This window comes from Streptomyces sp. NPDC021093, assembly GCF_044333135.1.
Lineage (GTDB): Bacteria > Actinomycetota > Actinomycetes > Streptomycetales > Streptomycetaceae > Streptomyces.
In genome coordinates, this window is sequence record NZ_JBIRQJ010000001.1 from 572,324 (window position 1) to 593,871 (window position 21,548).

At 72.0% G+C, this 21,548-nt stretch carries 16 protein-coding genes; 4 read left to right on the plus strand and 12 right to left on the minus strand.

Going from position 1 to position 21,548, the window contains the following annotated elements; genetic code table 11:
- Positions 1-60: 60 nt before the first annotated feature.
- The 10 genes from ACH4SP_RS02660 to ACH4SP_RS02705 all read right to left on the minus strand — a co-directional run bounded on the left by ACH4SP_RS02660 (position 61) and on the right by ACH4SP_RS02705 (position 11,470).
- Entirely contained in the window at positions 61-1,296 is a 1,236-nt protein-coding gene (locus ACH4SP_RS02660) for a serine hydrolase domain-containing protein (RefSeq protein ID WP_398408433.1), read from the minus strand.
- Positions 1,297-1,351: 55 nt separating this feature from the next.
- Positions 1,352-2,071, minus strand: coding sequence for an HAD-IA family hydrolase (locus ACH4SP_RS02665; RefSeq protein ID WP_398408435.1), 720 nt, complete (start codon positions 2,069-2,071; stop codon positions 1,352-1,354).
- Complete coding sequence (locus ACH4SP_RS02670) at positions 2,068-3,111, minus strand: sugar phosphate isomerase/epimerase family protein (RefSeq protein WP_398408437.1); 1,044 nt, start codon at positions 3,109-3,111, stop codon at positions 2,068-2,070. Before ACH4SP_RS02670 ends, ACH4SP_RS02665 begins: the two co-directional genes overlap by 4 nt.
- Positions 3,108-3,878, minus strand: a complete 771-nt coding sequence (locus tag ACH4SP_RS02675) for an SDR family NAD(P)-dependent oxidoreductase (RefSeq protein ID WP_398408439.1) — start codon at positions 3,876-3,878, stop codon at positions 3,108-3,110. Before ACH4SP_RS02675 ends, ACH4SP_RS02670 begins: the two co-directional genes overlap by 4 nt.
- A gap of 5 nt (positions 3,879-3,883) precedes the next feature.
- On the minus strand, positions 3,884-5,077 hold the full coding sequence (locus tag ACH4SP_RS02680; RefSeq protein ID WP_398408441.1) for an alcohol dehydrogenase catalytic domain-containing protein: 1,194 nt from the start codon (positions 5,075-5,077) through the stop codon (positions 3,884-3,886).
- 92 nt (positions 5,078-5,169) lie between these two features.
- The gene (locus ACH4SP_RS02685) at positions 5,170-6,246 is read right to left on the minus strand and encodes an ROK family protein (RefSeq protein WP_398408443.1); all 1,077 of its coding nucleotides are present in this window, start codon (positions 6,244-6,246) and stop codon (positions 5,170-5,172) included.
- A 12-nt stretch (positions 6,247-6,258) separates the two neighbouring features.
- Positions 6,259-7,209 (minus strand): aldo/keto reductase, encoded by a 951-nt coding sequence (locus ACH4SP_RS02690; RefSeq protein WP_398408445.1) that lies wholly within the window; start codon positions 7,207-7,209, stop codon positions 6,259-6,261.
- Between the two features lie 93 nt (positions 7,210-7,302).
- On the minus strand, positions 7,303-8,976 hold the full coding sequence (locus ACH4SP_RS02695) for an FAD-binding oxidoreductase (protein ID WP_398408447.1): 1,674 nt from the start codon (positions 8,974-8,976) through the stop codon (positions 7,303-7,305).
- Positions 8,973-10,247: an acyltransferase family protein gene (locus tag ACH4SP_RS02700; RefSeq protein ID WP_398408448.1), complete on the minus strand. Its 1,275-nt coding sequence runs from the start codon at positions 10,245-10,247 to the stop codon at positions 8,973-8,975. Before ACH4SP_RS02700 ends, ACH4SP_RS02695 begins: the two co-directional genes overlap by 4 nt.
- Before the next feature lie 14 nt (positions 10,248-10,261).
- A complete protein-coding gene (locus tag ACH4SP_RS02705) occupies positions 10,262-11,470 on the minus strand; it encodes a sedoheptulose 7-phosphate cyclase (protein ID WP_398408450.1) in 1,209 nt (402 codons plus the stop codon).
- A 297-nt stretch (positions 11,471-11,767) separates the two neighbouring features.
- On the opposite strand from ACH4SP_RS02705, the gene ACH4SP_RS02710 reads away from it, so the two are divergent.
- Positions 11,768-15,730 carry a type I polyketide synthase gene (locus ACH4SP_RS02710; protein ID WP_398408452.1) on the plus strand — a complete coding sequence of 1,321 codons (3,963 nt, stop codon included), beginning with the start codon at positions 11,768-11,770 and terminating at the stop codon, positions 15,728-15,730.
- 112 nt (positions 15,731-15,842) lie between these two features.
- The gene (locus tag ACH4SP_RS02715; protein ID WP_398408454.1) at positions 15,843-16,574 is read left to right on the plus strand and encodes a TetR/AcrR family transcriptional regulator; all 732 of its coding nucleotides are present in this window, start codon (positions 15,843-15,845) and stop codon (positions 16,572-16,574) included.
- On the opposite strand, the gene ACH4SP_RS02720 is transcribed toward ACH4SP_RS02715, so the two are convergent.
- Entirely contained in the window at positions 16,523-17,314 is a 792-nt protein-coding gene (locus ACH4SP_RS02720) for a response regulator (RefSeq protein ID WP_398408456.1), read from the minus strand. The genes ACH4SP_RS02715 and ACH4SP_RS02720 overlap by 52 nt on opposite strands.
- A complete protein-coding gene (locus tag ACH4SP_RS02725) occupies positions 17,311-18,660 on the minus strand; it encodes a sensor histidine kinase (RefSeq protein ID WP_398408458.1) in 1,350 nt (449 codons plus the stop codon). The genes ACH4SP_RS02720 and ACH4SP_RS02725 overlap by 4 nt, the downstream gene beginning before the upstream one ends.
- A 323-nt stretch (positions 18,661-18,983) precedes the next feature.
- On the opposite strand from ACH4SP_RS02725, the gene ACH4SP_RS02730 reads away from it, so the two are divergent.
- Together ACH4SP_RS02730 and ACH4SP_RS02735 are read left to right on the plus strand one after the other, a co-directional pair.
- Entirely contained in the window at positions 18,984-21,203 is a 2,220-nt protein-coding gene (locus ACH4SP_RS02730; protein WP_398408460.1) for an MMPL family transporter, read from the plus strand.
- 60 nt (positions 21,204-21,263) lie between these two features.
- Positions 21,264-21,542 (plus strand): hypothetical protein, encoded by a 279-nt coding sequence (locus ACH4SP_RS02735; RefSeq protein ID WP_398408462.1) that lies wholly within the window; start codon positions 21,264-21,266, stop codon positions 21,540-21,542.
- Positions 21,543-21,548 lie beyond the last annotated feature (6 nt).

Sequence of the window (21,548 nt, forward strand, 5' to 3'; positions counted from 1 at the left end):
ACAGGGGGCAGTAGGTGACTGCAGGGGACAGCAGGAGACAGCAGAGGGGGTGCCGACGGCTCAGCGGGCTCCCTGGCTCCCCGCCGCCGCTGCGTTGAGCTTGGCCGCGAGGGCCTTCAGGAGGGACCCGGCCCGCTTGTCGTCGGGGCCGACGGCGATCAGCCGGTTGGTGACGTACGAGACGCCGACACCGGCACCGGGCCAGGCGAGGTGGGCCGACCCGCCGCCGCCGTCGTGGCCGAAGGAGTCGCCGTCCACGCCGGGGCGCTCGGTGGTGCGCAGCCGGAAACCGGCGCCGCCGTAGACCATGGGGATGTTGATGAGCTGATCGACCTTGCGCACGTACTCGCCCCGGGCGTCGTCCGCCACCGCGCGCGAGATCAGCGTGTACTGCTCACCGGGCGCACGCTCGGCGTCGGCCGCGAGGATTCCGTACAGGGCGGAGAGCGACCTGGCCGTACCGAAGACGTTCGCCGCGGGCATCAGGGAGGTCCGCCGGCTGCTGCGGTTCCAGATCATCTCCTCGTGCGGGAACGGAATGGGGTTCTGCCAGATGCGCTGCGTCAGTGCGTCGCCGCTGGTGAAGAAGCCCGTGTACTGGTCGAGGAAGTTCTGGCCGTACTCCAGCCTGGCGACCCGGTGCTCCAGCTCCTGGGGGATGCCGAAGTAGATGTCGAGGCCGTGCGGTCCGGCTATCTCCTCGGCGAAGAACCGGTCGATGCTGCGGCCGTCCACCCGGCGGACGACCTCGGCGACGATCCACCCCATGGTGAACGGGCCGTAGAGGATGCCCTCCGCGCGGCTGTCGCTCTCGGGTGCCTGGTCGGCGAGCAGCTTCGCCATGGCGCGCGGGTCCTGGATCTCCTCCTGGCTGACGGAGGCGCGGATTCCGGGCAGTTGAGCCGTGTAGGTGACGACCTCGCGCAGGGTGATGGCGCTCTTGCCCGCTGCGCCGAACTCCGGCCAGTAGTGCGCGACCGGGGTGTCGAGGTCCAGCCGGCCCCGGTCCACGAGGACCAGCAGGGCGATGGCCACGATGCCCTTGCTCGCCGAGAAGATCATTTCCAGGGTGTCGCGCTCCCAGGGCCGCCCGGTCTCCGCGTCGGCGGTGCCGCCCCAGATGTCGACGACGGGCGTGCCGTGCACCTGGGCGGAGAAGGCCCCGCCGAGCTCGTCGCGCTCCCGCAGGTTACGGACGAACTCCTCGCGGACGGACTCGAATCCCTCGGCGACGTAACCGTGCACGAGGGAGGACGGGTCCGTGGTCGGTGCGGGTGCCGGTGCGGAAATGGACATGTGGATGCGCTCCAGAAGAGAGGGAGGAAGGACGGGGAGTGAAGAGGCCGGTGCTCTACGGGGCCGGAGGGGTCGCGGTCCGTACCGTGAGGCCCACCCGCAGCCGGCCGGGCGCGGGTGCGGTGACGGACACGTCGCGCAGGTCGGTGACGCGGATCAGCCCCTTGGCCGCCGCACCGGTGTAGGCGCCGACGACCACCGGCGTGGTGCCCGCGGCGACGGCGGCTTCGAGCCCGGCCGCCGCGTCCTCGAAGACGATGGCCGACACCGGGGCCGTGCCCAGCTCACGGGCGGCCGCCAGGTAGCCCATGGGGTGCGGCTTTCCCTCGGTGACGTCGTCGGCGGAGAGGAGGCAGCGGGGGAGGGGGAGTCCGGCCGCCGCCATGCGGTGCACGGTCAGCTCCAGGCCGGCCGAGGTGACGATCGCCCAGCTCTCGGCGGGGAGGCCGTCGAGCAGTTCGGCGGCGCCGGGTACGGGCACGATGCCGTCCACGTCGTCGATCTCCTCCGCCACCAGCCGGGCCGTCTCGGCCGCCGCGTCCACACCGGCGGGCGCGTACCGGGCGACGGTTTCGCCGGTGCGCCGGCCGTGGGCCGTCGCCAGGATCTCGTCGGCGTCCAGGCCGTGCCTGCGGGCGAAGCGCCGCCAGGTCCGCTCGACGACGACCGTCGAGTCGACGAGGGTGCCGTCCATGTCGAACAGCAGGGCCTCGGCGGTCAGTTTCACCCGGTGGGCCGGGGCCGTGGCGGGGAGCTCGTCGATGGTGCTGCTCATGCCGTTCCTTCGATGGAGTGGTGGAGGAGTCCTGCGTGGCGCCGGCCCCATCCGAGGTCTGCGGCCAAGGGGTCTGTGTCCTTGTGCAGGTCCCATGAGATGTCGGCGTGCAGGTTCCATGCGATGTCGGTGGCCAAGGGGTCTGTGTTCATGAGGTTCGTGTTCCTGAGGTTGGTGTCCATGGGGCCCGGGTCCCCGAGGCCCGTGCTTTCGAGGTCTGCGGAGGCCGCGGCCGGTCGTCCGGTCCGGCCTTCCCGGTGGTCGGTCTCCACGACGAGCGTGCGCACCGGCACCTGTTCGTCGGCGAGGGCGGCGAGCGTTTCGGCCAGGCGGCCGTCGCCCTCGCCCAGCAGCACGCTGCCGCCCGCTCCCCGCAGGCCGTCCTTCAGATGGACCTGGTCGCAGATCCAGGGGGCGTTGACGCGGATGAGTTCGACCACGTCCACTCCGGCCGCCCGAGGGTTGTAGGTGTCGAGGAGAAGCCGGAAGGACGGTGAACCGACCGCTTCGACCAGGTCGCGGGAGTCCGTGGCGGAGAGGGTGTTCTCGCTCGCCAGCAGCAGGTTCCGGTCCGCCGCCTCCTGAGCGGCCCGGCCCAGGACGGTCGCGGTCCTGCGCAGGTCGTAGGCGTTGTTGATCGCGCTGCGGCGGAAGCTGGGGACGAAGACCAGCGGCACGCCGAGCGCGTGGGCCGTGTCCAGGAGGCGGAGCAGCGTGGTGCGGACGAGCTGCCCCTGCGCGCTGTCCTCCGGTGCGGTCAGACCGATGTCGTTGAGGAGGTTCCCGGAGACCGCGGTCAGTTCCACTCCGGTGGCTCCGGACCTCTCGCGCAGGGCCGCGAGGGATCCCGGAGCATCGAGCCAGTCGGCCCGGCCGGGCCCGCCCAGGTCGAGCTGGACGGCGTCGGCACCGACCCTCGCCGCCAGTTCCACGGCAGCCGCTCCGGCCACGGGCAGCCGCCAGTCGGCGAGAGCGAGCTGCGGAGTCCGCCGCCCGGACGACCGGAGGACGGCGGCGGCAGCGGTGGCCGGGCGGCTCACGACGCGGTCCGCCGGCTCTGCGAGACGGGGGTGGCCTCGCCGACCGGCCGCCACTCTCCCGACCCGTCGACGACGAGGCTCTCGCCGTGCTGTCCCGCTCCCGAGGTCAGCGCCAACTCGGTTGCCACCGCCCCGAATTGGGCGGGCTGCATGTACGAGCTGTAGTCGAAGTCGCCCGGACGGCGCCGGCGGATCCCCGGGCTGTCGACCATGCCCGCGGGAAGCACCTGCACGATGCGGACGTCGTCAGCGTCCTGCTCCTGGGCCACGGAGTTGAGCAGAGCGGCTCCGGCGGCCTTGGTCGCCGCGTAACCGGATCGTCCGGGTCCGGCGTTGAAGACCACCTCGGACGACACCCCCAGGAACAGTCCGGTCCCCGCGGTGCGGCGGAGCGCGGGCAGGGAGGCGGCGAGCGTCAGCCAGAGCCCGTGCAGATTGACGTCCACCTGCCTGCGCCACTCGTCCTCGGAGGCATCGCCGAAGAGCGCGCGGCGGTCGCCGTAGTGGACGGCCGAGAAGCAGGCCAGGTGCAGGTCGTCCGCGGTGGCCGCGGTCAACTGCCGCTGGGCCGCGGTGCGGTCAGTGAGGTCCAGGGGGGCCCAGCGCAGTGCCTCGGCGCCCGGCCCCGCGGGGGCGGAGCGGCTGAGCACCAGGACGTCGGCCCCGGCCTGCGCCCAGGCGTCGGCGATGCCGCGGCCCACGCCGGTGGAACCGCCGACCACCAGGGCCCGGCGGCCCGCGAGCGGTGGTGTGAGAGGTGTCGGCATCAGGATCAGTTCTCCGTAGGGGTGTGTGCGGAAGAGGCGTGCGCGGAAGAGGCGTGCGCGGAAGCGGTGTGCGCGGGTGTGAGGCGCACCGCGAGTTTGATGAGACGGCGGCCGTCGACCATGCGGTCCCGGCTCTGTGCCAACCGGCTGAGCAGGGGGGCCGCTTCTTCGATGCCGACGCAGTGGGTGACCAGATCGCGGTAGCGGTCCGGTGCGTGGCTCAACTCGGCTGCCGCCGCCCGGAGATGGAAGTTCCCGACGCCCCGGTGGCCGATCAGCCGCACCTGGCCGCCGGTGCTGGTGCGGGTGCGCACCCAGCGGGCGGGGTCGGGCAGTCCGGCACAGTTGGCCGCGCGGACGGCGTTCAGGTCGATGCCGGGCAGCAGCGGAGTGGTCGCGAGCGGGGGCAGGCCTCCGAGCACGTCGACGGTGGTGTCCTCGCCCGCCGCGGCCACCGCTTCCTCCAGGCAGTGCAGCGTCGCGTCACGCGGTGTGGCGAGCAGGACCGCCGTGGGTCCGTCCGCCGAGATCGTACGTACGGTACGGACCTGGTCACGGCCCTTGAGAAGGCGGAGATCCGCCCGGTCGGCGGCGGGCCTGGCATCGCTCCACGCCAGGCCGTCGGCGGTGTGGTGCACCAGGACGGTGCGCACGCCTGCCCCGAGCCAGTGGCGGGCGGCCCGTACCGCCAACTGCCCGATGGTGCCGTCCCCGTGGACGATCAGGGTGCGCGGCCGGAAGGCGGCCAGGGTGGCGAGCGCGTAGCGCACCACCGCGAGCGGTTCGAGCAGCGCGGCCAGTTCGGCTTCCGGTGCCCGCTCCAGCGCGATGACCTGGCCGCCGTGCACGGCGTTCGCCGGGATCAGCGTCCGCTCCTGCCAGAGGCCGTTCACGTTGTGCCCGAGCAGGAAGGTGGGGTCGGTGGGGTGGGTGGGGTTGACGACGACGGGCGTTCCCGGAGCGAACTCACCGCCGACGCCGGGGCCGACGGCCACCGTGCGGGCCAGGCCCTCGTGCCCGAGGACCGGGGCGGCGTCGTCCCGCAGCCCGCGCAGCATCTGCAGGTCGGTGCCGCAGACTCCGGCGACCTGCGGGGCGACGAGGATCTCGCCGGGTGCGGGCCGTGGCGTGGGCAGCCGGCGGACGAGGACCTGCTGCCCCTCCCGGACGAGGGCACGGTGCTCGGGCCCGCCGGACACGGGCCGCGGGTCTCCTGCCAAGGACGGTTCTTCCGCCACGGACGGAACTTCCGCCACGGACGGCACTTCCGCCACGGATGGCGCTGACGTTCTCATACGTACATCTCTCCGGTCTCATGACTGTGCGGCGCGGTGGTGTCCACAACAGCGCCCGCCGTGGCGGCTATTGCCGCCCCCAGCAGTCCGTCCGCCTCCCCGCTCGCGCAGACGGTGAGGCGGTCCGCGACCCACTGCGGATTCCGGTCGCTGGTCAGATAGAGCCCCTGGCGGTCCAGGTGGGCCAGTACCGCCCTGCGGTAGTGGGCGCCGAGGCCGACGGCCACGCCGCCGGTGAGCCCGATCTCGTCGATCTCCGGATCGAGGCAGAGCACGGTGCGCAACACGTCGGCGACGGGCGACGTCACCGCCGCGAGGAGCTCCTCGGCGAGCGGATCGCCCGAGTCCAGCGCCGTACGGAAGGCGGACTCGAAGGACCCGCCGGACTCCGTGCCCGTGTGCAGGGCGGAGTCCAGCCACCGCAGCGGAGCGCGTCGCCGCAGCACCTGGGCCATGCGGGAGATCCCCGGCCCCGACGAGTACGCCGCCACGTGGCCGGGCACCCCGCAGTCGCAGGTCAGCTCCACGGGCCGGCCCACCAGGGCGGTCGTGGCGGGGAGATGGCCGATCTCCCCCTGCAGCCCGCACCCGTCCACCGGCACGGTGTGGGTACGCCGGTCCAGGACCCGGCAGGCGATGCCGCTGCTGACCGTCGCGAGCAGCACCTTGCGACGGTCCTCGCGACCGGGTGCGGAAGCGAAGTGCAGCAGCGCGGCGGTGACGTCGTTGACGAGGTGCCACTTGACGTCGGGCCGCGCCCCGCGCAGCGCACCGAGCAGGTCGAAGGGGGCTCCGGCCGGGCCCCACAGCGGCGCCGACGCGTACACGACGCCGCTGCGGTGGTCCAGCGCCGCCCCGAACGAGATCCCGGCGACCACGCCAGGCTCCGCGGGGACGGCGTCGCTGAGCGCGGCGACCATGAGGCGCCGCAACTCGGCGACGGACGCCCGCGGATACCGCATGCGGCCCGGCGAAGGACGGACGGTCCGCTCGGACAGGCCCCCCTCGGGAGACCAGCGGGCCCACCGCAGATGGGTGCCGCCCACGTCGATGACGACGGTCGGTGGATTCATGGCCGCGGTGTCCTACTCGGACGCGCCGAGGGGCTCGGGGAGCGCGTCGAGCTCCGCGATGTCCTCGGCGGTGAGGCGGACCTCGGCGGCTGCGGCGTTGTCCTGGAGGTACTTCGTCCGCTTGGTGCCGGGGATGGGGATCACGTAACGGCCCTGCTCCAGCAGCCAGGCGAGGGCGACCTGGGAGAGCGTCACGCCGTGCCGTTCCGCGACGGTGCGCACGACGTCCACGATCGCGTTGTTGTGCGCCATGGCCTCCTCGGTGAACCGGGGCATGAACTTGCGCCAGTCGCCGTCGGGCAGGTCCGCGGGCTTGCTGAAGGCACCCGCGAGCACGCCCCGGCCCAGCGGCGAGTACGGCATGAAGGAGATGCCCCGCTCCTCGCAGTACGGCAGGACGTCGGTCAGCGAACGCCGGGTGAACAGCGACGCCTCGGACTGCACCGCTGCCACCGGGTGCACGGCCTCGGCACGCCTGATCTCCTCCAGGGAGACCTCCGACAGGCCCAGGGCCCGGATCTTTCCGGAGGAGACGAGCTCCGAGAGGGCGCCCCAGCTCTCTTCGAGGGGGACGCTCGGGTCGATCCGGTGGATGAAGTAGAGGTCGATGAAGTCGGTGCCGAGCCGCTTGAGGCTGGCGTCGACGGCGTCGCGGAGCTGCTCGGGGCGTCCGGCGTTGGGGTGGATGCCGTTGTCGTCGACCGTCTGGCCGCCCTTGGTGGACAGGACGACCTCGTCGCGGCGCCCGGCGACGGCCCGGCCGACGAGCTCCTCGTTGGTGAACGGCCCGTACACGTCGGCGGTGTCGAGGAGGGTGACGCCGAGCTCGATCGCCCGGTGGATGACCTGGACGGAGGTGTCGTCGTCCCTGCCGTTCGGGTCGTACCCGAAGGACATGCCCATCGTGCCGAGTCCGATGCGGCCGACTTCGGGACCGTTCGCGCCGAGGGTGGTGGTGCGCATGGGGGTACTTCCGTTTCTGTGGGTTCTGCGGTGGTCGTGGTGCGGCTGTGGTTATGGGCGGATCAGCTGTGGTTACGGGCGGATCGACTGTGGTTACGGGCGGATCGACTGGCGGTGCCGGAAGACGTTCCGGGGGTCCCAGGCCCGCTTGACCTGCTGGAGCCGCTGGTAGTTGCCCTTGTAATAGAGCTCGGTCCAGGGCACCGGCGAGGTGTTGAACTCCGGGTCGCTGATGTCGGCGTCCGGGTAGTTGATGTAGCAGCCGTCGGTGTGCTCGTCCGGCACGGGGACGCCGCCCGTCTTCGCGTAGACGGCCCGGTAGATGTTCCGCACCCAGTCGACGTTCGGTGCGTCGTCGGCGCGGTCGTTCCAGTACGTCTCGTACGTGATCTTCATGATGGAGTCGCGCTGGGCGACCGCGGTGTCGGTGGCGGACCTGCTGCTGATCGCGCCGCCGGAGGCGGGCAGCACGAGCCCGGCGAACCTGGCCCGGTGCTCGGTCGTCGTCAGCTGGTCGTGGATCGTCTCGATGGCCCCGGTGGTGAGGGCCCGGCGGTGGAAGGCCGACTTGTGCTTGCCGCGCAGCGTCGGGTCGGTCTGCTGGGCGGCGCTGGTTCCGACGAACTTGGTGGCGCGCAGCCAGGGCAGCCGGTAGGTGGTGAAGTGCTCCGATGTGCTCCGGTCGCCGCTCTGCAGCGGCACCTTGTGCGTTTCGCTGCCGCCGAGGGCGCGGGTGAAGCCGGACAGGAAGTCCGTCAGCAGCTTCTCCGCGTTCGGCGCGGTGGCGTCCGTCTGCACCAGCATGCCCAGCGAGCCCAGGGAGCGGTGGTTCAGGAACAGCCACGAGCAGAGGTCCGCGTACGGGGAGTCCGGGGAGCTGTTCGCCTCAAGCCACTTGCCGTAGAAGTCGACGAGCCTGACGAAGCCCTCCTTGCTGACCTTCTCCCACGGCCAGGAGGCGCTGGTGACGAAGACCTCCGCCGGTGGCGCCGGCAGCAGCTTGCGGGGGTCGTTGCCGGTCGCGCCGGGGGAGCGGAACCAGTACTTCGTGATCACGCCGAAGTTGCCGCCCCCGCCGCCGGTGTGGGCCCAGAACAGGTCGTGGTTCGGGTCGTTCTTGTCGCGGCCCGCCACCACGCTCCTGGCCTTGCCCTGAGCATCGACGACGACGACCTCGACGGCTTCGAGGTGGTCCACGGTCAGCCCGTACCGGCGGGAGAGCATTCCGTACCCGCCGCCGCTGACGTGCCCGCCGACCCCGACCGAGAAGCACGCGCCGCCGGGCAGCGTCACGCCCCAGCTCTTGTACAGCTCTTCGTAGACCCGCAGCAGGGTGGCGCCGCCCTCGACGGCGAAGGCGCCCCGCTGCTCGTCGAAGTGGACGTCGTCCATCAGGTTCATGTCGATGACGACCTGGACCTCGGCGTTGTGCACGAAGTCCTCGAAGCAGTGACCGCCGCCCCGCACGCTGATCCGCTTGCCGCCGGTGACGGCCGCCTGGACCAGTTCCACCACCTGCGCCGTCGTCCTGGGCAGCACGATCCGCTCGGGAGCGGACGTCCAGCGCTGGTTCAGACCGGAGGTGAGGTCGGAGTAACGGGCGTCCTGCGGCGTCACGGTGAGCACACCGCCGGCGCCGGGGGCGGCCGCGGGGGCCGCCGGGGCCGCCGCCTGGGCGGTCCCCTCGGTGAGGGCGGCGCCGGTCACGCCGAGAGCGGCCGCCGAGCCGGCCCGCAGGAACAGGCGTCGGTTGAGGTTGGTCATCATTTGCTTGAAGTCCCTGTGAATATGGGGTCGTTGACCGCGCTGTCCGTGGTCGGGGCGGCTGCCCTGCGGTCCTGCGCCGAGGCGGCTGCCGCCCGGTCGGCCTTCGACTTGGACCAGCGGCGCATGGCGGGCTGCTCGACGAGTACGTGCAGCAGCCAGCCGAGGAGGAGGCTCAGCGCGAGGCTCAGTGCCATCAGGCCGAGCGCCTGGGGGGTGTCCCAGTGGCGTCCGGTCCGCGGGTCGGCGGTCGCGAGCCGCATGGGCCCGTAGTAGAGGACCAGGAAGTGCACCATGTAGAAGGCGAAGGAGACCTCGCCCAGCCACACCGGGAACCGCCCGGCCAGCACGGACCGCTTGTTCTTCACGTCCGCCACGGCACTGGCGGCGATCACCAGGGCGACGGGCAGTGCGGTCGGTGCCACCAGCCCGTACGCGTCCGGCAGGAAGACCATGAGTGCGTAACCGGCGGCCAGGAGGGCCAGCGCCGGAAGCCGTCGCAGCCCGATCCAGCGACCCGCCAGTACGATCCGCGCCATGAGGATGCCCAGGACGAAGTCGAGCAGCCGGGTGCCGGGGCAGAAGTAGACGAACCAGTACTTCCACCAGGACACCGGCTGGTCCGGGGCCGGAGGGCCGTCCGGGAGGAGCTGCGCGAGCAGCGGGACCGCCCAGAACGCGGCGACGACGACACCGACGGCGAGCCACAGCCGCTCCGGCCTGATCCTCCTGATCGGTTTGATCAGGAAGGGGAAGGCCAGATAGAAGAGCAGCTCGCACACGAGCGACCAACTGGGGCCGTTCGGACCGGCCATGATCTTGAGGTCGGGCACCCAGCTCTGGACGAGCAGCAGGCTCGGGAGCGTGTTTCCGAGCCATACGTGCGCGCCCGTCGCGAGCATGAGCAGCAGACCGGCGGCCCAGGTGACGAGGTGGTTCGGGTAGATCTTCGCGAGCCGCCGCCTGATGAACCGGCCGGGGGTGTCCCCGGTCCGCGAGGACCAGGCGAGCACGAACCCGCTGAGGACGAAGAAGAACCCGACGCCCAAGTACCCCGCCCTGCTCAGGTACTTCCAGAACGCGTGGTTCAGCGACTCGTCCGTGAAGGGCGCGACGACCGCCACGTGCGTCACGAAGACGGCGACGGCGGCGAAGAACCGCATGCCCGTCAGGGAGGGGAGCCGCGCGGAGCTCATGGACGCCGGTACGGGCGCGGGCGCCGACGCGGCCGTGGGCGCGGACCGCGGTGGTGCGGAGGATTCCTGCGTGTGCATCGACGTGTTCCGCGTCAGCTCGTCGCAGCCGGAACGCGGGAGTCCGCGCGGCGCAACTCGTCGACGGCGGCGGCGAGTTCCTCGGCGGTCACGTCGTTGACGAAGACCGCGTCGCCGATTCCCACCGGCAGCGGGAGCCGCTGCTGCCCGTCGCGGTGGCGCACCGTCTCCTCCAGTGCGGAAGCCAGCAGTCCGGCCTCCAGCAGCGGGTGCCAGCGCGGGAGTTCCAGCTTGCCCATCACCCCGAGGACGCGCTCGCGCTGCTCCTCGGTGACCAGACCGCGCCGCTCGGCGATGACCGTGGTCAGCGCCATGTCGAGGCAGACCGCCTCGCCGTGCAGCAGGGCGGGAAGGGCCCGCATCTCGATGGTCGGGCTGAAGGTGTGGCCGTAGTCGACCACCCGCTCCAGCTCGGTCTCCCAGAGGTTGGGCTGCAGTTCCTCCAGCATGCCGTGCACCGCCCGCTGCACCACCTGGGCGGCGACGCGGCCCTGGGCGAGGGGGCTGCCCTGGAGCTTCGTCGCCAGCAGCTGGTCGCCGTGCTCCTCCAGGAGCGCGAAGAGCTGCTGGTCCTTGATCAGGGCGATCTTCAGGATCTCCGCGAGGCCGTTGGCGATGTGCCGGCGGTCGACCGTGGCGAGGAAGGAGCGGTCGAGGAGCGTCAGGGAGGTGGCGAAGTACGTTCCGAGCCGGTTCTTGTGCCCGTTGAAGTTCACCCCCGTCTTCACGCCCACCCCGGCGTCGACCAGGCCGATCAGGGTGGTGGGGACCCGCAGGACCGGGGTGCCGCGCCGGTAGAGGTTGGCGACGAGTCCGACGATGTCCATGAGGACGCCGCCGCCGATCACGATGATCGGCTCCTGCCTGCGGTTGATGCCGAAGGCGTCGAGCGCCTCCACGATGCCGCCTGCGGTGTCGAAGTCCTTCACCGTCTCGTTGGCCTTGACGCGGTGCAGCCGGAAGTCGACGCCGTGGTGCGCGAAGTACTTCTCGATCCGCTCGCCGTGCAGTACGGCCACTTCCTCGTCGATCACCACGAAGCGCCGGAGGGGGCCGGTGCCGGTGCTGGTGCCCGCACCTTCGAGCAGTGCGGTGCTCCCGAGGTCGAACGCGTCCTCGCAGATGCGGACCTCGTAGGACAGCGGCTTCGCCGCACGCACGGTCCAGGAGTCGATGTGCTCGCTGCGGGTGTAGAGCCCGGCTGAATGCAACTGCTCGGTCATGGAAAAAATCCCCCCCGGGGTATGTGGACAGGACCCGACGAGGGTCCCGGATCGGTGCGTCGCGCCGACCGCCGACGTAAATGTATGCAGCAATCTAACTTTGGACGCAAGTTCATGTGCTGCACGCAACATCCACTTGACATGGAATTGGCGCGACCCCTGTGCTCCACCGCTCTCGCTCAGTACGCCGCAGGTCAGATGGCTAACGGACCCTTAACAAGGTGTTCATGCGGGACGTCGGAACAACCTTGGTGCCACGTGTATTTTTGGGCCGGAACATGATTCAGGGGGGTTGGGATGGGGCGGGCTGCTGTGCCGGAGATCGCGATCGTGGGGATGGGTTGCAGATTTCCGCAGGCCAGGGGGATCGAGGCGTACTGGCGCCTGCTCGAAGGGAACGTGGACGCCGTCTCCCTGATCCCCGGGGACAGGTTCGACCTCGCCGAGCACTGCGTCTCCGTCGGCGAGAGCGCCGGCGGCGCGGCCTCCGGTGTTGTCGCGGAACCCGGCAAGTCCGTCTCCCGGCACGGCGGCTTCCTCGACGACCTGTACCGCTTCGACGCCGGGTTCTTCGGCATCTCGGCGCGCGAGGCCGCGACGATGGACCCCCAGCAGCGACTGCTCCTGCAGGTCGTCTGGGAGTCCCTCGAAGACGCCGGGATCCGGCCGTCGGGCCTCGCCGGCACCCGTACCGGAGTCTTCGTCGGACAGGCGACCGCCGAGTACGCGGAAGTCTCCCCGGCGGCGGCGTCGAAGGACGTACGCGCCATGGTCGGCAGCCGCCTCAGGGCGGCCACCGCGGGCCGGGTCTCCTTCGCCCTCGACCTGCACGGGCCGAGCCTGGTCCTGGACACCGCCTGCTCGTCGTCCCTGGTGGCGGTGCACACCGCCCGCCAGTCCCTGCTCACCGGGGAGAGCGACCTGGCGATCGCGGCCGGGGTCAACGTCGTGCTCTCGCCGGACGACGCCATCGCCTACTCGCAGGGCGGCATGCTCGCGCCGGACGGGCGGTGCAAGTTCGGCGACAGCTCCGCCGACGGATTCGTCCGCAGCGAGGGCATCGGCGTCGTCCTGCTCAAGCGGCTGCCCGACGCGCTGCGCGACGGCGACAAGGTGCTGGGCCTCCTGCTGGGCAGCGCCGTCAACAACGACGGCCGCGGCAGCGGCCTGCTGATGCAGCCCGCGGTGTCGGGACAGGTCGCGATGGTGCGCGAGGCGTGCCGCACCGCCGGAATCTCCCCGTCCCAGCTGGACTACGTGGAGGCGCACGGCACCGGCACCACCGTCGGCGACGGGGTCGAGCTCCGGGCCCTCGCCGAAGCACTCGGCGGGGAGCGGAGCGCCGAACACCCGCTGCCGGTCGGCTCCGTCAAGTCCAACATCGGGCACGCCGAGGCGGCGGCCGGGATGGCCGGACTCATCAAGGCCGTACTGACCGCCAGGCACCGGCTCATCCCGGCGTCCCTGCACTTCACGCAGCCGCACCCGCTGCTGGCGGAGGGCGGGCTGCCGCTGCGGGTCGTGAGCCGCAACACCGCCCTTGAACCGGCCGCGGACACCGCCCTGCTGGGCGTCAGCTCGTTCGGCATCTCGGGCACCAACGCCCATGTCGTCGTGGGCGAATACCGGGAGCCCGCGGCCCCTGCCCCCGCCCTGCACCCCCGGCTCACCGGCAGACCCGAACTGCTGGTGCTCAGCGCCCGCACCCCCGCCGCACTGCGCCGACTGGCACTCGACTACGCCGACCACCTCGGACCCTCGGGCGCCGGACGGCAGTTCAGCCTGCCGGACATCTGCCACACGGCCGCGCTCAGACGCGACGCCCACCCCTACCGCATGTGGGCGGCCGGAGCGGACCACGACGCACTCGCCGCCACCCTGCGCGCCCTCGGCAACGGCGAGGAGGACCCGCACGGCGGCGTCGGCGACACGGGCTTCGGCGGCGACCGCAAGACCGCCTTCGTCTTCCCCGGCCAGGGCTCGCAGTGGCTGGGCATGGGCCGCGAACTCCTCGAATCCTCCGCCGTGTTCAGGGGGACCATGACGGCGTGCAGCGACGCCGTACGGGAAGAGGTGGGCTGGTCGGTCCTCGACGTGCTCACCGGGGGTACGGACGAACTCCCCGGCGCCGAATCGGGCGGCGCACTCGGCGGCGAGTCCGGCGCCGACTTCGGCGGCGTCGAGGTCGTGCAACCGGTGCTCTGGGCGATGGAGGTCTCGCTGGCCGCCCTGCTGCGCGAGTCGGGCCTCGAACCGGACCTGTGCCTCGGGCACAGCATGGGCGAGACCGCCGCCGCGTACGTCTCCGGAGCACTCTCCCTCCGCGACGCCGCCGCCGTGATCTGCCGCCGGAGCACCCTGATGCGGCAGGCGGCGGGCAACGGCGGAATGATGGCCGTCGAACTGCCGGCCGACGAAGCACGACGGGTGGCGGCCCGCTTCGGCGACACGGTGTGCGTCGCGGCGGAGAACGCCCCGGAGGCCACCGTGCTCGCCGGCGACCCCGGCACGCTGGACGAGATCGCGGCGTACCTCGCGGAGCGCGAGGTGTTCTGCCGACGGGTGAAGGTCAACATCGCCTCCCACTCCCCGCACATGGACGGACTCCGCGACGCGCTCACCGCCTCGCTCGCCGACCTGACCCCGACGACACCGCGCACCGGCATGTTCTCCACCACCCGGTGCGCCCCGGTGGCGGACGCCTCCCTCGACGCGGACTACTGGACGGACAACCTCCGGCAGCCGGTGCGGTTCGCGGAGAGCGTGCGGACGGTGCTCAAGGAGGACGACTTCGTCTTCGTGGAGGTGAGTCCGCACCCGCTGCTCGTACAGGCACTCCAGGACACCCAGCAGCACTGGGGCAAGGAGCCCGCGGCCACCGCGACGCTGGTACGGCGGCAGAGCGAACTCGCCGCTCTGGCACGTGTCACCGGAAACGTCTTCGTGCACGGCGGCACGGTCGACTGGAGCCGTTGGTTCGCCCACGCGGGCCAGAGCGGCGAGCTCGTGGCACTGCCCCCGTACCACTGGGACGAGGAGGAGTTCCTCCCCGACCGCTCCCAGGTCCACGCCTCCGGCCGTACGCCCGACTCCGGTTACCTGCGTGAACTCCCCCCGCACCGGCTGGGACTCGACGAACTGGGCGGGGGAGTCCGGGTGCGCGGGCTCGCCATGGTTCCCCCGGCGGTCCACTTCGGCGCCGTGGCGGAGACCGCCCGGGACCTCGGCGACAGCGGGGACGTCCTTCTTGAGGACGTCACCTTCACCGGCCCGCCGCTGGAACTGGCCGCGTTGCGCGAGGCGTCCACGGCCCTGCGCGTCAGGCTCGACCCCCTCGACCCTCTCGGCGCACCCGGGCGCTTCCGGTTCCGTACGGACACCGTCCGGTACGACACCGCCCGCACCGCGCCGGGACAGCCGCAGGCGCCGGGCATCGCGGGCACCGTCCGGGTGGGCCGGGCGGCGGCGCAGGGCGTGCGCAGCGCCTCGTACGGGCAGAACCTGCTCGACTCGGCGCTGACCCGCTGCACGGAGTACGTACCCGCCGCGGAGTTCCACCGCCGGGCCCAGGCGCGCGGCTTCGACATCGACCCGGCCCTGAACACGGTCTCCCAGCTGTGGCGCAGGGACGGCGAAGCGGTGGCCCGGCTGTCGACCGCCGACCTCAGGGGCCCCGGCGCGCTGGAGGCCGGACTGCTGCCGATGCTCGCCGCGTGGCCGCACTCGACGGCGGGCTCGGGAGCGACCGGTGCGTACCTCCCGGTGTCCTTCGACAGCGTGGCGATCACGGGCGAACTCGCGGACGGCTGCTGGAGCGTGGCCCGTTTCGGGGCGGAGGGAGCGGAGGGAGAGGACGCGCGCTGCGACGTCGTCGTGCTGGCGGCCGACGGCCGGGTCCTCCTGGAGGTCACCGGCATGGCGCTGCGCGGCCTGTCCTCCGACGGCGCCCCGCAGCCCGCCGCCGTACCTGCACCCGTCTCCATGTCCGCCCCCGAACCGCCCGTTGCCGTTGCCCCCAGGACGCCGCACGCGCCTCCCGTGGAACTTCCCATGGAAGTGGTGGCCGCGGTGCTCGGCACGTCGGTGGAACGGCTGGACCCCCGGCGGCCGTTGCGCGATCTGGGCCTCGATTCCCTGATGGCCAGCCAGCTCAGGATCCGGCTGCGGAACTCGTACGGAGCGGACATCCCCGTCGCGCGCCTGCTGGGCGCCGACGGTGCGGCGACCGTGCTGCGCCCGCTCGTCGACCAGGACCAGTGAGAGTGCCGGTCCCTGTGCCGGTCCGGGACGATTCAGGACCGCTGCTCACTATTGTACTGTGGTATACGTATTTCGATGGTGGGGGCCAGTACGAGCAAGGAAGCGGCAACCTGTGTCCGAGAACCCGCTGCAGCCCATGGGCCGCAGAGAACGCAGCAAACAACGTGTCAGGGAGAACATCTACGCGTCGGCCCTGGCCCTCTTCGCGGAACAGGGCTACGACAGCACCACCGTCGACCAGATCAGTGAACGTGCCGATGTCGCCAGGGGCACCTTCTTCAACTACTTCCCCCGCAAAGAGGATCTCGTCACCGCCTGGGCGACCGAGCGGCAGCGGAAGCTCGAAGAGCGCATGGAAGAGACGATGCGCGACGCCCCGGACGACGTCACCGTGCACCTGGAGCTCTGCATGGCGGCGCTCGCCGACTTCAACGAGGCGGAACGGAACGTCACCCCCGCCATGCTGACCGCCTGGGTCAAGGCCGGGCGGCCGCTGATGGAGGAGCCGTACGCGGGCCGGGTCTTCGCCGACATCATCGCCGCGGGCCAGCGCAGCGGGCAGATCGCCCCCGGCATCGACCCCCTCCGAGTCGGGAACGTGGTGCGGGACGCCTACCTCGGCATCCTCTACCGCTGGTCGCAGAACCCCGAGGTCCAGGCACCGCTGCGGATGGAGCTGCGCGAACTCCTGCGGGTCATCCTCACCGGCGTCCTCTCCTACGCCCAGCGGGGCTGGACCTCCCCCTCGACCTCCCCCGCGCCTCCCCCGACCCCTCCCGCGGACCCTTCATCTCAGGACCCCGTGCCCGCCGCCGGGCGGGCGGTGACCAGGCCCGATTCGTAGGCCGCGATGACCGCCTGGGCGCGATCGCGGACGCCGAGCTTGTCGAAGATGCTGGTGATGTAGTTCTTGACCGTGGAGAGGCTGATGTCCAGGGCGGCCGAGATCCCGGTGTTGTCGAGGCCGGTGGCCATCAGACGCCACACCTCGACCTCGCGGGGGGTGAGTTCACCGCTCGGTCCGGCCGGTCCCGCGGGGACCGGGGCCGGGGCCGCGTCGCGGGGCGTCCGTACGTAGGTGGAGATCAGCCGGGTGAGCAGCCGCGGCGCGACGACGGCCTCGCCGGCGTGGACGGTGCGGATCGCCGCGCTCAGGTCCTCGGGGGAGCTGTCCTTGGGCAGGAATCCGTAGGCTCCGGCGCGCAGGGCGCCCACGACGTACTCGTCGAGGTCGAAGGTGCTGAGGGCCAGGACCCGGCAGTCGGGCACGGTGGCGGCGAGTTCGCGGGTCGCGCCGACCCCGTCGAGCACGGGCATCCGGATGTCCATTACCACGACGTCGGGGCGCAGTTCACGGGAGAGGGCGACGGCACGCGCACCGTCCTCGGCCTCGCCCACCACCTCGAAGGACGGGTCGGGGGAGAGGATCAGCGACAGTCCGCGCCGGACCAGCGGCTGGTCGTCCACGATCAGCACCCTGATCCGTGGGGTCGGTGTCGGCGTCGGTGTCGGTGTCGGCGTCAACGACTCTGCCGTCGGCCCTGCCGTCGATCCCGTCATCGGCCCCGTCTCGGTCCCGGTCATCGTGGTGCTCCCTCGTGCGGGACGGCTGCCTCGGCCGCCTCGGCTGCTTCGTCCATGGTCAGCGGCAGGTCGGCCAGTACGGCGAATCCGCCGTCGGGCTGCGGGCCGACGGCGAGGGTGCCGCCGTGCAGGGCGACGCGCTCGCGCATGCCGATGAGACCGTACCCGCCGCTGTACCCGCCGCCGTACCCGCCCGAGCCCGCTGCCGGTGTTCCCTCCTGCGGAGGCCGGCCCCCGCCGTCGTCCCGCACCTCGATGGTGACCCGGTCCTGACGGTACGTCAGCTGTACGGTCGCGTGGGCGTCGCCCGCGTACTTGCGGGTGTTGGTGAGGGCCTCCTGGGCGATCCTGAACACCGTGAGGCCCACGGTCGGCGGCAGCGGGCGCCGCGGCCCCAGGACGCTGAACGCGGTCGGCAGTCCGGCGAGCCGGGACTCGGCCACCAGCCGGTCGAGGTCGTCGACGCCGGGCTGGGGCAGCGCGGGCGAGGACTCCGGCTCGTCACCGGCCCGCAGCACGTCGAGGAGCTGGCGCATCTCGCGCAGCGCGAGCCGGCCGGAGGACTCCAGGGTGACCAGGGCGTCCCGGACCACCTCCGGCTGGGCGAGGTTGGCCCGGGCGCCCCCGGCCATCAGCTGCATGGTGGTGATGTGGTGGGCCACGATGTCGTGCAACTCCCGTGCGATGCGGCGCCGTTCGTCGGCCACCGCACGGTCGGCGAGGAGCCGGCGGTTGGCCGCCACCTCCCGCTGCCAGCGGTTCACGGCCAGGGCGGCGCCGACGACGATCAGGGCGGAGAGGGGCGGGTAGACGGCGTCCCGCAAGGGCGGAATCCGGCCCTGGCTCTGGCTCAGCAGCGTCAGCAGCATCGTCGCGGCGGCCGCTACCGCCGTCACCCGGCCCGAGCAGGCCCTGGCGACCGAGTACAGGGCGACCATCAGGACCGCACCGAAGTGACTGGGCAGCGGCACGGTCAGCGCTGCCGTCACGTCGAGGGCCAGTACGGCGGCGAGCACCGCGACCGGGTGACGGCGCCGGGCGAGCAGCGGCAGGGCAGCCAGCGCGACGAGGAGGAACCCGGCCACGCTCACGTCGTGCCGGCCTGCGGGGTCGTTGAAGAACACGTAACTGAGCAGGTTCATCGCGCACGCCCCACCGGTGACGAGCGCGTCGTTCCGGGTCCACGGCGGCTCGGCCCCGTCGAAGCGCAGCAGCCCTCGGGCGCCGCCGGGCCGCGGTTCGCGCGGCTCGCCGGGTCCCGTGCCCAGCGGCTCTCGGGCGTCGCCGGGCCCCGCGTCCCGCGGTCCCCCGGCGCCGTCGGGTCCGGTGTGTCGGCTGCTGGGCATGTCTGGTCTCCCTGTGTCCGGATGCTTGGACCGCCCGCTTGGCCTGCCGTCGTCCCGGCCCCCGCAACAGGGTTGCACAGCAACCATGGCGGCAGCACCGGGCGGCAGCCGTTCGCACCTCCCTGACCTGGGCCGGGACCCGCATCGGGAGCCGGGCCCCGACCAGGACCAGGGTCCTGGTCGCGGGCCGGGGAGGGACCCAGGGCCCCGGTGCGGATCATCCGCTGCCACGACGCCCGGCGGGCCCTCCCGGTGATGGTCTTGAGACCGGCCGGAAACCCCCGGCAGACGTCCGTACGCAATGCCGTCCGCCGGAGGACACAGTGATCCGCGCCCTGACCGGTTACTCCACCAGACACCCGTGGAAGATCATCGCCAGCTGGGCGGTGCTGGGTCTCGTCCTCAGCGCTCTGGCCCCGACCCTGCTCGGCCGCGTGACCCAGCACCGGACCGACGACTTCCTGCCCCGCAGCTACGACTCGGCCGCCGCGCTGCAGATCGCCCGGGAGCAGTTCGGGGAGAACCCCGACGCCCTCACGGTGACGGTGCTGGTCGCCAGGTCCGACGGCAAGGCGCTCGGCGCCGCCGACCAGAAGCGGATCGGGGCCGAGGCGGCGAAGCTGGGTCAGCGCCGGATGGTCATGCCCATGGAGGACGACATGCCACGGTTCCTGGTGCCGGACCGCTCCCAGACGCCGAAGGTCGCCCCGTCGATGACGGCGCCCGACCGGAGCTTCGCACTGCTCACCGTGCAACTGGCCGGGATCCCTTCGGACAAGGGGGTCCAGGGCGTCTACCGGACCTTCCGGGACGCCGCCAGGACGCAGTTCGCCGAGGCGGGCATGCGCACCGGTTTCACCGGGGACCTCGCCGACAGGGTCGACACCACCGACGCGCACAGGACCGCAGCGAAGGTCGGCTCCACCCTCGTCATGGTGTTCATCATCCTGCTCAACGTACTGGCGTTCCGCAGCGCGCTGGCGGCCCTGCTGCCGCTGATCGCGGTCGCCCTGATCGGTGCCGTGGCGGCGGGCGCCGTCGCGGGCGCCGCGCTGCTCACCGGGCGCAAGCTCGACGCGAGCACCCCGGAGCTGATCAACGTCGTCCTGCTCGGCATCGGCATCGACTACCTGCTGTTCCTGCTGTTCCGCTTCCGCGAGCAACTGCGCGACCGGCCGGAGCAGCCCGCCCGCGAGGCGGCCGAGCAGGTCTCGGGACGGGTGGGCACCGCGATCACCTCGGCGGCTCTGACCATCGTGGCCGCGTTCGCCACGCTGGGCCTGGCGACCTTCGGACAGTTCCGCTCGCTGGGTCCCGCGATCGCCGTCTCGGTCCTGGTGATGCTGCTCGGCAGCCTCACCCTGCTGCCCGCGCTGCTCGCGGCCGCCGGACGCAAGATGTTCTGGCCCTCCAAGACCCTTCTGCACAAGCCGGGCGAAGGCCGTGCCGCCCGCTTCGGCACACTCGTCGCACGACGGCCGCTGATGATGCTGGCGGCCTCCGTCGCCCTGCTCGCCGCGCTGGCCGCCGGGCTGGCCGGCATCCGGATGGACTACGGCCGGGGCGAATCCGGCGACCCGACCCCCGCCGCGGTCACCGCGGCCGAGATCTCCCGCACGCTGCCGGCCGGAGTGTCGGACCCGACGAGCGTCTACGTCACCGCGAAGGAGGGCAAGGACGGCGGCGTCCTCGACGCCGCCGCGTTCGACGGCCTCTCCCGTGCGCTCGGCCGGGTCGACGGCGTGGGCAAGGTCGCCCGTACCGTACTGAACGAGGACCGTCGTGCCGCCCGCATCGACGTCTACCCGACCGCCGACCCGCAGAGCCAGCAGGCCCGCGACCTGGCCGCGGGACCGATCCGGGACACGGTCGCCCGGCACGCCCCCGCCGGGACGACGGCGCACGTGGGCGGCACGGCGGCGATCTTCGCCGACGTGTCCGTCGCCGTCGACCACGACCTGAGGATCGTGTTCCCGGTCGCGGCGGGGCTGATCGCGCTGATCCTGCTGCTGCTCCTGCGCAGCCTGCTCGCCCCGCTGGTCCTGATGCTGTCCGTCGGGCTCGGCTTCGCCGCCACCCTCGGCGCCGCCACGCTGCTGTTCCAGCACACCCTCGGCGGGCGGGGCGTCAACTTCACGCTGCCGCTGCTGCTGTTCCTGTTCGTCGTGGCCCTGGGCACCGACTACAACATCCTGATCGCCGACCGGATCCGGGAGGAGATGCAGCGACCTGGCCCGGCCCGCGCCGCCGTGGCCCGCGCGGTACGGCACACGACACCGTCCGTCGCGACGGCCGGACTGGTGCTGGCCGGCTCCTTCGCCACGCTCGCAGCGAACCCGGGAAGCGAACAGGACGCCTTCGCGCTGACGCTCGGCATCCTGCTCTCCGCGCTCGTACTCTCCCTGGTACTGGTGCCCGCGCTCGCCGCACTCCTCGGCCGGGCCCTCTGGTGGCCGTTCCGGCCGCGTCCCGCCGGGGGAGCCCACGGGCAGCACCGTGCGACCGCACCGGCCCGGGAACCCGACAAGGTCACCGCGTACTGAGCTCGGCTTCAACGGCAAGGAGCCAGCAGGCCCCTTCACCTGCGCATCTACAGTTGTGGTGTGAACAACATGACCCACGACCGACTCATCTGGGAACTGACCGGGTGGGGTGCTGACGAAAAACCCGCTCATGTCACCGAGCTCAGCCGAGAAGAGATCATCCGCATCCGTGACCTCTTCGACCGCCGTATGCCCCCAGCGGGGACGGACGAGTGGCTTGCCTGCGCGGCCTACGAGGTGACCCCTGACCTGCAACCCCATGTGCTGGCCGCCGTTCCCCGGCTGGAATTCAAGCCAGGGCTGGACTACTCCGTCGAGGGGTCTGTCCATTCCGAATAGGCGATC